13 protein-coding genes are annotated in these 12636 nt (G+C 53.4%); 7 read left to right on the top strand and 6 right to left on the bottom strand.

Annotated features, from left to right (window positions below):
* Positions 1-112: 112 nt before the first annotated feature.
* Both DPF_RS08280 and DPF_RS08275 read right to left on the bottom strand, forming a co-directional pair.
* Positions 113-766 (bottom strand): alpha/beta hydrolase, encoded by a 654-nt coding sequence (locus DPF_RS08280; protein ID WP_069858968.1) that lies wholly within the window; start codon positions 764-766, stop codon positions 113-115.
* Positions 763-2124 (bottom strand): M23 family metallopeptidase, encoded by a 1362-nt coding sequence (locus DPF_RS08275; RefSeq protein ID WP_083254573.1) that lies wholly within the window; start codon positions 2122-2124, stop codon positions 763-765. Before DPF_RS08275 ends, DPF_RS08280 begins: the two co-directional genes overlap by 4 nt.
* A gap of 507 nt (positions 2125-2631) precedes the next feature.
* On the opposite strand from DPF_RS08275, the gene hysB reads away from it, so the two are divergent.
* The 7 genes from hysB (at position 2632) to DPF_RS08240 (ending at position 9351) form a co-directional block, all read left to right on the top strand.
* Positions 2632-3564 carry a NiFeSe hydrogenase small subunit gene (hysB, locus tag DPF_RS08270; protein ID WP_069858966.1) on the top strand — a complete coding sequence of 311 codons (933 nt, stop codon included), beginning with the start codon at positions 2632-2634 and terminating at the stop codon, positions 3562-3564.
* A 34-nt stretch (positions 3565-3598) separates the two neighbouring features.
* Positions 3599-5095: a NiFeSe hydrogenase large subunit HysA gene (gene hysA, locus DPF_RS08265; RefSeq protein ID WP_069858964.1), complete on the top strand. Its 1497-nt coding sequence runs from the start codon at positions 3599-3601 to the stop codon at positions 5093-5095.
* Between the two features lie 177 nt (positions 5096-5272).
* Positions 5273-5743, top strand: a complete 471-nt coding sequence (gene hysD / locus DPF_RS08260) for a NiFeSe hydrogenase maturation protease (RefSeq protein ID WP_069858962.1) — start codon at positions 5273-5275, stop codon at positions 5741-5743.
* A 20-nt stretch (positions 5744-5763) separates the two neighbouring features.
* Entirely contained in the window at positions 5764-6312 is a 549-nt protein-coding gene (locus DPF_RS08255; protein ID WP_069858960.1) for a glycine cleavage system transcriptional repressor, read from the top strand.
* A 60-nt stretch (positions 6313-6372) separates the two neighbouring features.
* Positions 6373-7746 (top strand): PFL family protein, encoded by a 1374-nt coding sequence (locus DPF_RS08250; protein ID WP_069858958.1) that lies wholly within the window; start codon positions 6373-6375, stop codon positions 7744-7746.
* Between the two features lie 188 nt (positions 7747-7934).
* Positions 7935-8366 (top strand): hypothetical protein, encoded by a 432-nt coding sequence (locus DPF_RS08245; RefSeq protein ID WP_069858956.1) that lies wholly within the window; start codon positions 7935-7937, stop codon positions 8364-8366.
* An 88-nt stretch (positions 8367-8454) separates the two neighbouring features.
* Positions 8455-9351: a DUF362 domain-containing protein gene (locus DPF_RS08240; protein WP_176724210.1), complete on the top strand. Its 897-nt coding sequence runs from the start codon at positions 8455-8457 to the stop codon at positions 9349-9351.
* 8 nt (positions 9352-9359) lie between these two features.
* Here DPF_RS08240 and DPF_RS08235 read toward each other — a convergent pair whose 3' ends face one another.
* From DPF_RS08235 to DPF_RS08220, 4 genes are all read right to left on the bottom strand, one after another.
* On the bottom strand, positions 9360-10031 hold the full coding sequence (locus tag DPF_RS08235; protein WP_231702157.1) for a DUF2238 domain-containing protein: 672 nt from the start codon (positions 10029-10031) through the stop codon (positions 9360-9362).
* Entirely contained in the window at positions 10028-11407 is a 1380-nt protein-coding gene (locus DPF_RS08230; protein ID WP_069858954.1) for a sigma-54 interaction domain-containing protein, read from the bottom strand. Before DPF_RS08230 ends, DPF_RS08235 begins: the two co-directional genes overlap by 4 nt.
* A gap of 26 nt (positions 11408-11433) precedes the next feature.
* On the bottom strand, positions 11434-12090 hold the full coding sequence (gene hypB / locus DPF_RS08225; protein WP_069858952.1) for a hydrogenase nickel incorporation protein HypB: 657 nt from the start codon (positions 12088-12090) through the stop codon (positions 11434-11436).
* Positions 12091-12197: 107 nt separating this feature from the next.
* Positions 12198-12551: a hydrogenase maturation nickel metallochaperone HypA/HybF gene (locus tag DPF_RS08220; RefSeq protein WP_069858950.1), complete on the bottom strand. Its 354-nt coding sequence runs from the start codon at positions 12549-12551 to the stop codon at positions 12198-12200.
* Positions 12552-12636 lie beyond the last annotated feature (85 nt).

Here is a 12636-nt window from a genome sequence, read left to right as displayed (position 1 = left end):
TCCGGCCCATCTGTTCTGATGGGCTTGCCCGTACTCCAGTTGATTCAAAACGCCCAAGGCCCTTGCATGCAAGGGCCTTGGGCGTTTTGTCGTGAGAACAGGGGGGCTGTTTTTACGGGTGCAAGAGGGGACGGGCCATTTTCCAGAGAAACTCATGGTGATCGGTGAGCCGGTGGTCGGCATCAATTTCCACCAGTTTCACCTTGTGGGGATAGGCTGCCGCATAGTCGCGGCTGTAGGCAATGGGAATGGTCTGATCCTGCCTGCCGTGAATAATGGTGGTATCAACTGCCGGGGGAACAGGTTCCGTGTACCTGAGGCCATCCTCATGAAAAGTGTAGCGCAGGGGAATTGCTTTTTGGAAACCATGATGGTCCACAGGAGCCACCTGCATGCGTTTCCATTGGGCGATCTGCTCCTGTGAGGTTCCCCAAGGGTGATAGAACAGGGCAGGCGCAAGGAGCAACATCTGATGGATGCCGCCAAATTGCCGGGCATAACGGGTGGCCACCAGCCCCCCCAGGGAACTGGCAATGATGAACACCTTGTCCCAGGTCCGTTCCAGCAAAAACTGCCTGACCCGATTGATCATGCCGGTGACGGTCAGATATTCGAAATCCTTGGGAGTGGGGTTGAAGTCAAAGATGGTGAAATCAACATGGGGCAGGCAGGCGCATTGGTCCTTCAGAAAATTCGCCTTGCCCGACCGGGCCGAGGAGGTGAAGCCATGCAGGAAAAGGACATGAAGCCTTTGGTTCGTGCTCATGGAGCGACCTCCCCTGTTTGTGCCGGCCGTGCTGCCTGACGGACAATTTCGAGTTTGGACTCGATATTGTCCCTGATCCAGTGACTGTCCCACCATTCGACCGGGTTCACCGGAAGACCGGCCAGAATAATGCCAAGATGGAGGTGATCCCCGCCAGCCATGCCTGTGGCCCCGGTTCTGCCGATAACCTGTCCTCTGGTGATGGTATCTCCCTTGTGCACATTGATCTGGCTCAAATGGGCGTACAGGCTTTGCAGGCCCATTCCGTGGTCAATGATGATCACATTCCCGTAAATACCCATGAATCCGACAAAAACAACCTTGCCGTTGTTGCCGGCCCGAACATTGTCCCGTGCAACAGATGCCAGGTCAATGCCCAGATGGCGTTGGTGATCAATGACCTTCCCCTTGTACGTATAGGTGCGTTGATCACCAAAGGTTGCCCGGTTGGCAGCACCTGGTTGGCGCAAAAAGGGTTTGTTCCACACAAAGGACGGGGTTGTCTGGCGTGCAAAGGTATGCAACTGGGCCCTGTTTTCGGCTCGACCCTGATTGTTCACCTTGAGAAAAACATCCAGCAGGCTGGATTCGTTGGGGAACATGTTGGTGAATTGGGGCATTTTGCGTTCCAGAAACCCGTCGGTGATGCGGATGGTGTCCTTTCTGAACCGTTTGGGGATGAGATGGTAATAGATGCCGCTTTGACCCGTATTGCCGGCATCATCCACAGCAATGACTCTGGGTACATCCTTTTGGGTATCGGCATCATAGGGAAAGGAAAAAAGAGAAAGATAATATTCAGTACCCTGCTGCCTGAATCCGGGAAAGAATCGCTGGCCGACCATGACTCCTGATTTGCTGACAGGTTCGGAAATGGTATACACGACCATACCGCAACCTCCAATGGCAATATTGTGCTGTCTGGAAACAACACTGACCACTGGAGGATGGTTGTCCAGGATGCGATCATACTTGATGAGGCGTGTATTTCCCTTGCCCAATTGATTCCATGATTTGTCGGTACATGAGACAAGCAGTTCAAACGGACCTTCCTGCAGCTTGGCAGTCTTGAGATCAAAAGTGGCGGACCAGGAATGCTGTGTAGTACTGAAGGTCTGACTGAGGACGATTGCCTGTCGTCCATTCTGGTGCACGGCTACCTGAACGATTTCAAGACCGGAGCCTTGGTCATGGGCCTTGAGGATGAAGCGTGTCTTGTTGGTCACTGTCTGGGCTTCGGGAACCAGGGAAATGTCCGGAAGTTCTGATTCAAAAAATTTCATGTAGCCCAGAATTGCCGCGCTGATAAGGACGGCAGCCACAACTAGCCCGCACATCGCTTTGAACATGGTTTTCATTGATATGGCTCCTCGTATTGCCGTACAAACATAAAAGGGGTGATGATGGGGTTCTCAACTTGGGTGGCAAAGGGTGTGATTGAGAGCGTTGCATCGTGTCAAGTCGGGAAAAGGTAGCCCACAGCATGCACCTGACTTGTAAAATGATTACTGTTTCATGTCTGAAATGGCAAGAATTCCATTTCCCGATATGATTTGTCTGTTATTTCAGGGAATTTTGATGCCTAACCCGTATGTTTTCCGTGTTACTTTTTGAAAAGTTTTGTGTCATACCTCCTTGTTCTCTTTTTGGAAAAGGAAAATTTCAAAATATCGTAACACGATATTTTTTTTGATATGCCGTCTGTTTCTTGGGTTGGTATATTTTTCGTCATACAATGCTATTGAAAAAAGGGATCAAAAAATCAAGTAAATATTGACATAGGTAATTGAGCTGGCTACTTTCCGCCCACCTAAAAAGATGCAGGTTATACGTAACGTATAAATCATCAGTATAAGGAGGAGGGTATGGGTTTAAACAGACGAGAATTTGTCAAACTTTGTTCCGGCACTGTGGCCGGCCTCGGGATTTCGCAGGTTTTTAATCCCAAGGTCATACAGGCCATGGAAGAGGGTGCCAAAAAGGCTCCTGTGATCTGGCTCCAGGGACAGGGGTGTACGGGTTGTTCGGTTTCCTTGCTCAACTCGGTTCATCCCAAGATCAAGGATGTCCTCCTCAAGGTGATCAGCCTTGAGTATCACCCCACTGTCATGGCGTCCGAGGGCGACATGGCCCTGGAACACATGTACGAGGTTGCCGAAAAGTTTCAGGGCAAGTTTTTTCTGCTCATTGAAGGTGCCATTCCGACCAAGGCTGACGGTCGGTACTGCGTTGTAGGCGAAAAGGATGGTCATGAGATTACCATGAAGGATCTGGCCCTTGAGCTGGGCAAAAAATCTCTGGCTACTGTGGCTGTTGGTACTTGCGCTGCCTATGGTGGTATCCCGGCCGGTGAGGGCAATCTTACCGGTGCCACCGGCGTCAAGGACTTCTTTGCGGCCAACGGACTTGCTGACAAACTGGTCGTCAATGTACCCGGATGCCCTCCGCATCCCGACTGGATGATAGGTACGCTTCTGGCTGCCTGGCAGTACGCTCTTGGCAAAGGACCCTTGCCCGAACTGGACAGTGACGGCAGGCCCACGCTTTTCTTCGGCGAGAATATTCATGAAAATTGTCCGTTCCTTGACAAGTTCGACAATGATGAACTGGCCGATACGTTCATGGACAAGGACAAGTGTCGCTATCAGATCGGCTGTAAAGGCCCCAATGCCTATGCGGATTGCTACAAACGGCGTTGGAACGGCGGCGTGAACTGGTGTATCGAGAATGCCGTTTGTATTGGTTGCGTTGAACCCGGTTTTCCCGATGACATGTCCCCGTTCTACGAAGAAGGCTAACCACGAATCGAAATTCTGAATAAGGAGTTCATATATGTCAGGATGCAAGCCCAGTAAGGCTCCGGTTGCAGGAGTTTCTTCCAAGAAAATCAAGATTGCCGTCGACCCGGTGACCCGTATTGAAGGTCATCTCAAGGTCGAGGTCGAGGTCAAGGATGGCAAGGTGGTCGAGGCCAAGTGTGTCGGCGGCATGTACCGTGGTTTTGAAAACATTCTGGTTGGTCGTGATCCCCGGGATGCTTCCCAGCTGACCCAGAGAATCTGTGGCGTCTGTCCCACAGCCCATGCCACGGCATCGGTTCTGGCTCTTGATGATGCTTTTGGCGTCAAGGTTCCCACCAACGGTCGCATTGCCCGTAACCTCATCCTTGGTGCCAACTATCTGCAGTCCCATATTCTGCATTTTTATCATCTGGCCGCCCTGGACTACGTCAAGGGCCCTGATGCCGCACCTTTCATTCCCCGGTATGACAATCCGGATCTGCTCACCGACCGGATCAAGGATGCCAAAAAGGCCGCAGCCGTCAACCAGTACGGTCTGGATCAGTACCTCAAGGCCCTTGAAATACGCCGCATCTGTCATGAAATGGTCGCCCTGCTGGGCGGCAGGATGCCCCATGTCCAGGGTATGGTTGCCGGTGGTACTACCGAAGCTCCGTCCAAGGAAAAGATCGCCAAGTACTACGCTCGGTTCAAGGAAGTCATCGCTTTTGTGAAGGACGAATATCTGCCTCTCATCTACACCCTTGGAACCGTGTATCCTGATCTTTTTGAAACCGGAGCCGGGTACAAGAACTGTGTTTCCTGGGGAGTCTTTCCCTTGAGTGATACGGATCCTCTGGATCTTCTGCTCAAGCGCGGTGCCTACATCGACGGCAAGGATGTTGAAGTCGATCCCGCCAAGATCAAGGAATATGTCGGTCACTCCTGGTTCAACCAGAGCAAGTCCGGTCTCAACTTTGCCGAGGGTGAAACCGTGCCCAATGTTGACAAGGCCGGTGCCTACAGCTTCATCAAATCTCCCCGCTATGCCGACAAGGCCTGTGAAGCAGGTCCTCTGGCCCGCATGTGGGTCACCAACCCCGAGCTCAGTGAAGTCGGTCAGAAGATGCTCAAGGAAAAATACGGCATCAATGCCAAAAAGGTCCGCGACCTGGGCGACAAGGCCTTCTCCATCATGGGCCGTCACGTGGCCCGTGCCGAGGAAACCCTGTATGTTGCCAATGCCATAGCCGGCTGGCTCAAGCAGATCGTTCCCGGTGAATCCACCTACATGGAATATGAAGTGCCCGAGTCCGGCGAAGGGCTTGGCATGACCGAGGCTCCTCGTGGCGCCCTGCTCCACTATGTTGATGTCAAGGATCAGAAGATCAGCAACTACCAGATCATTTCCGCTACCATCTGGAACGCCAACCCCATGGATGACATGGGTCAGCGCGGACCCATTGAGGAATGTCTGGTGGGTATTCCTGTTCCCGATCCCAAGAACCCCGTCAACGTGGGCCGGTTGATCCGTGCCTTTGATCCGTGACTGGGCTGTGCCGTGCACGTGCTGCACGCTGAAACCGGTGAAGAGAACGTCGTTACCTACGACTGCATCTAAACCTCGTGCTGGACAACCAGCGCCCAAAGAACCTAAAAGGCCGGATCTTGTCCGGCCTTTTTTCGTATCCGTCAGCAAGGCATTTGTAATTGTGGAGATTGTGCGATGAAAGAATTGCTTGTTCTCGGGGTGGGAAATCTTCTGCTCATGGACGAAGGCGTGGGGGTCTATGCGGTTCAGGAACTGCAAAAGGAAGCAGACTGGCCGTTGGACCGGGTGGATTTTATTGATGGGGGAACCTTTACCCAGGATATTTTTTATCTGTTTCAGGAATATGAAAAACTTCTGGTTCTCGATGCGGTACGGGGTGGTCGAGAGCCAGGAACCATCTATCGGCATGAAGAAAAGGATCTGCGGGAAAACAAGAACCAGGCCCTTTCGCTTCACGACATTGATCTGCTGGACTCCCTGAAGATGGCTGAACTGCTGGGCAACAAACCGGAACTCACGGTGCTGGGAATCGAGCCCAAGGAACTGAATACGTGGAAAATGGAAATGACCCCTGTGTTGCAAAAGGCCTTTCCCCGGTACATGGATATTGTCCGTCGGGAAATCCGGGCTTTGCTCAACCTGTGATCGTTCAAGGAGCACAAACAGTGAAAAAAATTGTGGTATCCGTCTTGGGGCAGGATCGTCCGGGGATTGTGGCTACTGTCTCGAACATTCTTTATGCCCATGGGTGCAATATCGAGGATATTTCCCAGACCATTTTACAGGCCGAGTTTGCGGCCATCCTGTTGGTTGATTGTCCCTCGTCCTGTCTGGATAATCTCAAGGCTGACCTCAAGCAGGCACTGGAGCCTTTGGAGTTAAGCGTCATCGTTCGCACGGCTGCCTCCCCCCCAAAGCGGGGAGCACAGCCGACCAAGCCCCTTGTCGTGACCACCAGCGGGCCCGATTGCCAGGGACAGGTAGCCAGGGTGTCCGAGGTTATCAAGCGGGCAGGTGGCAATATCAGCGAACTCAAGGCCGTCAGCCACATGGAAACGGATGATCCCCGTTTTATCATGATTTTCGAGATTGATTTCCCTGCGTCCCTGGATCATGCCATGCTTCGGCGTGATCTTGAGGCAACATGTCGCGAGCTCGGACTTGATTATTCCGTGCAGCATCGGGAAATTTTCGAATGCATCAACCGGATCTGAGCTGAATCAGACACAATCTGCCCTATATTAGGCTGCCATTGTTTGAAATGAGGAATGAAGATGCTTACTGAACGTGAAGTCCTGTCAACCATAGAGATGGTCAAAAACGAACACCTGGATGTGCGTACTGTTACCCTGGGCATCAATTTGTTTGATTGTGCCTCGGATGATGTGCACCGTTTTCAGGATGCCATCTATGAGCGGATAACCGGTCTGGCCGCTGATCTGGTCAAGGTCTGCGATGAATTCGGGGATATATACGGCATTCCCATCGTCAACAAACGCATTGCCATCAGTCCCATTGGTGTGGTGGGCGCCCCGTTTGCGGCTCCCCAGATGGTTTCCATAGCCAGGACCCTGGACCAGGCCGCCAAGGAAGTGAATATTGACTTCATTGGCGGATTCGGATGTCTCGTGCAAAAGGGGATGGCGTCGGGGGATATGGCCCTGATCGAGTCCATTCCCGAGGCCCTTACCGTGACCGAGCGCATCTGCGCTTCCGTGAACGTGGCCACCACCCGGGCCGGGATCAATATGGATGCAGTGGCCAAAATGGGCCACATCATCAAGCGTGCTGCAGACATGACCGCCGACAGGGATGGCCTGGCCTGTGCCAAACTGTGCGTATTTGCCAACATTCCCGAAGATGTGCCCTTCATGGCCGGGGCGTACCTGGGCGTAGGGGAACCCTCTTCGGTGATCAATGTGGGAGTCAGCGGACCTGGCGTTGTGAAAAAGGCCATTGATCGTGTCCTGGCGAGCAACCCTGATGCCTCCCTGGGCGAGATTTCCGAGGTCATCAAGCAGACCGCCTACAAGGTTACCCGGGCCGGGCAGCTCATCGGCAAGAATGTGGCCGACAGGCTGGGCGTACAATTCGGGATCGTGGATCTTTCCCTGGCCCCGACTCCCAATGTGGGGGACAGTGTGGGGGAAATTTTTCAGGCCATTGGTCTGCGCAATATTGGTGTGCCCGGTTCCACGGCCATTCTGGCCATGCTCAATGATGCGGTGAAAAAGGGCGGAGCCTTTGCCAGTTCCCGGGTGGGCGGACTCAGTGGAGCCTTTATTCCCGTGACCGAAGATCTGAATATTGCAGGGGCAGCCAGTTGTGGCGATCTTTGCCTGGAAAAACTTGAGGCCATGACCGCGGTCTGTTCGGTTGGTCTGGACATGGTTGCCCTGCCCGGGGATACCCCGGCTGAAACCCTTTCGGCCATTATTGCCGATGAAATGGCCATTGGCATGATCAACAAGAAGACCACGGCCACACGCATTATTCCCGTGCCCGGCAAAAAGGCCGGGGAAATGGCCCGATTCGGCGGATTGCTCGGCGAGGCCGAGATCATGCCGGTTCGTTCTCCAGGTGCTTCAAAGGTCTTTGTGCGTCGGGGCGGACTCATTCCCGCGCCCTTGCAGAGCATGATCAATTAACAAGCAGTTGACGGACGTCAGGCGACAGGGGAACCCGGCAAAAACGTTGTCATTCCTGGATTGATCCCTTGGTCCTGAAGGATGGACTGTCTTGCCTTTGGAAGGAATTTTGGATACACGACAATGATTCATGGCCGGTTGGCCGCAGCCAGATGTACCTGATATGTGCCGAGTAAAGGGAGAGAAGAATGGAAGCCCGTGAACAGGATATGCAGACGGAAAATCAGAGTGTGAACTACGCCGAAGACGTGCAAAAGGACTTGATCGACACCCGCAAGGATTCGGGCAAGGTGGCCATTGCCATCTCCATCATGTCCATCATATTGCTGGTGGTTTTTTATTTCGGGTTCAGGCAGAATTTTACCGAACTCAGGCACAAGGTGGAGGCCTTAAACGGTCTGCAATCACGTGTGGTGACCCTTGAACAGGATGTTGCCGCCCTCAAGACCCTGCCTCAAAAAACCAAATACATGCTCATGGGCACCATGACCCAGGAAATGGCCAACAAGGCCGCCTATCTGGGCACTCAGGCCGCATCCAAGGAACAGGCCGCCAAGATTCTTCAGGCCCGGCAGCTTCTTGATGATATCCAGAAGGAATTTGCTGCGGCTGCCCAATAACTTTTCATGCATGGCGCTTGCAATCCCGGAAGATTTCTTCCGGGATTTTTTTTATGGCGCAACCAGGGACGTCTTGGGGGGGGTGATGATGAAAGTCTTTTTACAGCAGGTTGATTCCTATGAACATGTGGAGCCGGTGGTATTTCGGCTTCTGGAGGCTCTGCCGGTTGTTGTCCCTTCCACCGGCTATGTGCTCATCAAGCCCAATCTGATTTCCTCGCGCAAGGCAACCCTTGCCTGCACCCATCCGGCCGTGGTGCGGGCGGTGGCCAGGTATTTTCTTTCCAAGGGATGTCGCGGGGTCATTGGTGATTCACCGGCCTTTGGTTCGGCCCGCAAGGTTGCCAAAGCCTGCGGTCTGCTGGAAGCTCTTCAGGATCTGGATGTGGAACTGGTGACCCTGGACGTTCCGGTTACCAAACATTTCGGTCATTTTACTTCCGGAATTTCCCGCAAGGCCCTGGAAGCCGCTTTGGTGGTCAATCTTCCCAAGCTCAAGGCTCATTGTCAGATGCGTATATCCGCAGGCGTGAAAAATCTTTTCGGTACGGTTTGCGGATTCAGGAAACCCCTTATCCACTGCAGGCACGGCGACCGCAAGGGGCAGTTTCCTGCCTTTTTTGTCCATCTCATGCGCGCGCTTCCCCCCACCCTTTCTCTTGTGGACGGCATCATTGCCATGCACAAAACCGGGCCGACCCATGGGGAACCTTTTGACTGCTCCATGGTGGGTGCCAGTATGGATACCGTTGCATTGGATACGGCTGTTTATGAAATGTTGGGGTTGCAGCCCAGGGATGTGCCCATCTGGAGGGAATGTGTGCGTCAGGATATTGCCGGGGCATTTCCCGAAAACGTGGTGTATCCCTGGATGACTCCACGGGATTTTGTCCTGGACGGATTTGAGGTGCCCCAAAATCTGCAGCCCCAAGCCTTTGGTCTCCGACGGCTGATGCGAAGCCTGTACCGGCGGCGCATGGAATAGAAGCGGGGTTAGTGGGGTCTGGTGGAGGCAAATGCTGATGGCAGATCCCTGATTTCCCGGTAATGCATGGCCCCAAAGAGGATCAGGGCGGTGATGGCGCCCAAACCGTCGGCGAGCATATCCTTTTGCGCATCCCAGGGATCTCCCTGAACACCGAGGAAGGCCATTCCGGCATCAGGGTCCATGATCATCACAAAGATCCATTCCAGGATTTCATACCCGGCAGCCACGAAAAAGATGAAGAAAAGGGGAAACAGCATGAGGATGGTTCTGGAGACGACCCATCGGCGGTGCAGGAGAAGCTCGGCAGCGGCAAAGGCGTAAAAGCCCACGCTGAAATGGGCGATGCGGTCAAAATGGTTGCGTGTGAACCCGAAGGTATCCGTGATCAGGTCAAAAGGAACCCGGGAAAAGGTGTAATGGGCCCCGATGGTATGCAAAAAGATCAAAACCGCCATGAGGCCGTAGGCTGTGTCCGAGAACCGGTGTTTCCTGAAGGTCAGAACCAGGCCGAGAACAATGAGCACTATGGGCAGATTTTCGGCCACCCAGACTCCCCGGTCGTAGGGGGCATATCCCAGAAGAAGAAAAATCAGGATATAGATGCCCAGAAGAAGATGGGGGATGCCCAGGGGACAAAGGGGCATGGAGGTGAACATATCCTGATGGTCACGTTTCATGATTTGTGTCCCTGATTGCGGTTCTGGTTGTGAGGAGCTGATGCCTGGGAGCAACGTGCGAGCATGCGGCGCAGGGTATCCTTGGAAATGCCCAGTTCTCGGCAGGTTTGCATCTTTTTGCCCTTGTTGCGGGCAAGAGCGTCCATAACCGCCTTGCATTTGATATCCTCCAGTGTCCTGGGGGATGATGCTGCATCATGGGCAGACGGCGGGGCGGGCTGATTGGGCTGCAGATATTCCGGAAGATGTTCCACCTGGATGAATCCCGAGGAACACAGGATGAACGCATACTCGAGGATATTTTCCAGTTCCCTGATGTTTCCCGGGAAGTCGCAACGCATGAGCAGGGCGAGCACGTCTTCCGAGACACCCAGAATGTCCTTTCCCTGGAGAAGATTGAGCCGCTGGATGAAGTGATCAATGAGCAGGGGAAGATCTTCCCGCCGTTTTCTCAAAGGCGGCAGTTCCAGCTGGACCACATTGAGACGGTAGTAGAGATCCAGACGGAAGCGTTCCTGCTGGACCAGGTCCATGAGGTTCTTGTTGGATGCCGCAATGATCCGGACGTCCGTTTTTTCGCTGCGGGTGGCACCAAGGGGTTCATAGGTTTTTTCCTGAAGCACCCTGAGAAGCTTCACCTGGATGGAAAGGGGCATGTCCCCGATTTCATCCAGAAAGAGGGTGCCCCCATGGGCGAGCTTGAAGCGGCCGGGTTTGTCCTTTTTGGCGTCAGTAAAGGCACCGGCCTTGTAGCCGAAGAGTTCCGATTCCAGCAGATTTTCCGGAAGGGCGCCGCAATTGACGCATACGAGGGGGCCGGATTTTCGGGGGCTCAGGTTGTGAATGGCCCTGGCAAAGAGTTCCTTGCCGGTTCCTGATTCTCCGGTAAGCAGTACCGTGGCCGGATTTTTGGCAATTTGCGGCAAGATGGCGAAAATTTTGGAAATGGCCGGGCTTTTACCGACAATATCCTCAAAGGTGTACTTGCCCCTGAGGCTGCGGCGCATCTGGGCAATGGCACTCAAATCCCTGAAAGTTTCGACTCCGCCAATGATTCGTCCCTGCCTGTCGTGCAGGGGGGCTGCGCTGATGCTCACGGGAATCTTTTTGCCGTCAGGGCGGATGATGAAGATGGACTTGTTGGCAATGGGCTGCTGTTGTTCCATGCTTCGTCCAAGGGCGCATGCTCCGTCACAAATGCTTGATCTGAAAACTTCCCAGCATTTTCTGCCCCTGGCATCCTCTGGCGCGATCTTGGTGATCCGGGAAGCTGCCGTGTTGAAGTAGGTGATGTTCCATTCCAGATCCACGGTGAATACCCCGTCACCAATACTGTCCAAAATGGCCTCACACGGCAGTTCCTTGGGAAAATGCATAATTGGAGCCCGTTTCCGGGTAGATGTTAGGCTTTTTTGGTCGCCACTTCCTGACGAAGCCACTCATACCAGGCATCCATGCCTTCGCCGGTGCGTGCGGAAACCGGAAATACCTTGATATCCTTGTTCAGCTGGCTGGCAAAGCGGGTGGCCCGCTCCAGGCTGAAATCCACATAGGGGAGCAGATCAATCTTGTTCAGGATCATGACCTTGGATTCGGCAAACATGAGGGGATATTTTTCAGGCTTATCATCCCCTTCGGTGACGCTCAGGATGGTTACCTTGTAATCCTCTCCCACTTCGAATTCCGCCGGACAGACCAGATTGCCCACATTTTCCACGAACAAGATGTCCGTATCGTCAAGTTGCATCTGATTGCAGGCCTGCAGCACCATGGAACTGTCCAGATGACACCCGCCATCGGTATTGATCTGCAGGGCCTGGGCTCCTGTTGCCGCAACCCGTTTGGCGTCGTTGGAAGTCATGACGTCACCTTCGATGACCGCCATGGTGAATTCTTCCTTGAGGTCGGTGAGGGTTCTTTCAAGAAGAGTGGTCTTGCCCGATCCCGGGGAGCTCATGAGATTGAGGGTGAGGATGTGCATCTGCCGAAACATGTTTCTCAATTGTTCGGAGATGCGGTCATTGGCTTCGAGGATGTTTCTGATAACGGGTATTTCCATGTAGCTTCTCTCCTTGCTGGTCTTGTGCGGACAACGTGGGATGATCAGGCCGGACCGGTTTCAATGAACCGGAATGAATTTCCCGGGCTGGGTGCGCCTGATCCGGTTTATTCGGCCTCAATACTTTCAATATACAATTCTTTTCCGCTGAGGATTTCATGGCCCAATTCCGCCCCGCATTGGGGACAGGTCATCAGGTAGATATCATCCTCAACAGGGGAGAATTCCAATTTGCATTGGCAGCATCTGACCCTGGTGGGAATCTCTTCCATTTCCAGCCGGACCCCCTCCATGGGGGTATCCACGGTCAAGGCCTTGAATGCCATGTCCAGGGCCTCGGGGACCACGGAAGCCATCTGACCGTGAACGATCTTGATGGACAACAGCTTGGTCACGTTGTTCTTGGCCATCTCTTCCTTGATGATGTCGAGCAACCCTTCGGCTATGGACAGTTCATGCATGACAGGCTCCGTGGATAAAATTGATGAACATGGCACGGATAGTTATTTTTTGGCTGGTAAACAAGCCTTTTTTATCCCCAAAGGC

It is taken from the genome of Desulfoplanes formicivorans (genome assembly GCF_001748225.1).
GTDB classification, from domain to species: domain Bacteria; phylum Desulfobacterota; class Desulfovibrionia; order Desulfovibrionales; family Desulfomicrobiaceae; genus Desulfoplanes; species Desulfoplanes formicivorans.
Note: the sequence above shows the minus strand (reverse complement) of the source record. Positions and strands in the feature narration are given on the sequence as shown.

What these genes read in the sequence shown, in the direction of transcription:
- DPF_RS08280 (WP_069858968.1), bottom strand. Translation starts at nt 766, where the DNA reads ATGAGCACGAACCAAAGGCTTCATGTCCTTTTCCTGCATGGCTTCACC.
- DPF_RS08275 (WP_083254573.1), bottom strand. Translation starts at nt 2,124, where the DNA reads ATGAAAACCATGTTCAAAGCGATGTGCGGGCTAGTTGTGGCTGCCGTC.
- hysB (WP_069858966.1), top strand. Translation starts at nt 2,632, where the DNA reads ATGGGTTTAAACAGACGAGAATTTGTCAAACTTTGTTCCGGCACTGTG.
- hysA (WP_069858964.1), top strand. Translation starts at nt 3,599, where the DNA reads ATGTCAGGATGCAAGCCCAGTAAGGCTCCGGTTGCAGGAGTTTCTTCC.
- hysD (WP_069858962.1), top strand. Translation starts at nt 5,273, where the DNA reads ATGAAAGAATTGCTTGTTCTCGGGGTGGGAAATCTTCTGCTCATGGAC.
- DPF_RS08250 (WP_069858958.1), top strand. Translation starts at nt 6,373, where the DNA reads ATGCTTACTGAACGTGAAGTCCTGTCAACCATAGAGATGGTCAAAAAC.
- DPF_RS08245 (WP_069858956.1), top strand. Translation starts at nt 7,935, where the DNA reads ATGGAAGCCCGTGAACAGGATATGCAGACGGAAAATCAGAGTGTGAAC.
- DPF_RS08240 (WP_176724210.1), top strand. Translation starts at nt 8,455, where the DNA reads ATGAAAGTCTTTTTACAGCAGGTTGATTCCTATGAACATGTGGAGCCG.
- DPF_RS08235 (WP_231702157.1), bottom strand. Translation starts at nt 10,031, where the DNA reads ATGAAACGTGACCATCAGGATATGTTCACCTCCATGCCCCTTTGTCCC.
- DPF_RS08230 (WP_069858954.1), bottom strand. Translation starts at nt 11,407, where the DNA reads ATGCATTTTCCCAAGGAACTGCCGTGTGAGGCCATTTTGGACAGTATT.
- hypB (WP_069858952.1), bottom strand. Translation starts at nt 12,090, where the DNA reads ATGGAAATACCCGTTATCAGAAACATCCTCGAAGCCAATGACCGCATC.
- DPF_RS08220 (WP_069858950.1), bottom strand. Translation starts at nt 12,551, where the DNA reads ATGCATGAACTGTCCATAGCCGAAGGGTTGCTCGACATCATCAAGGAA.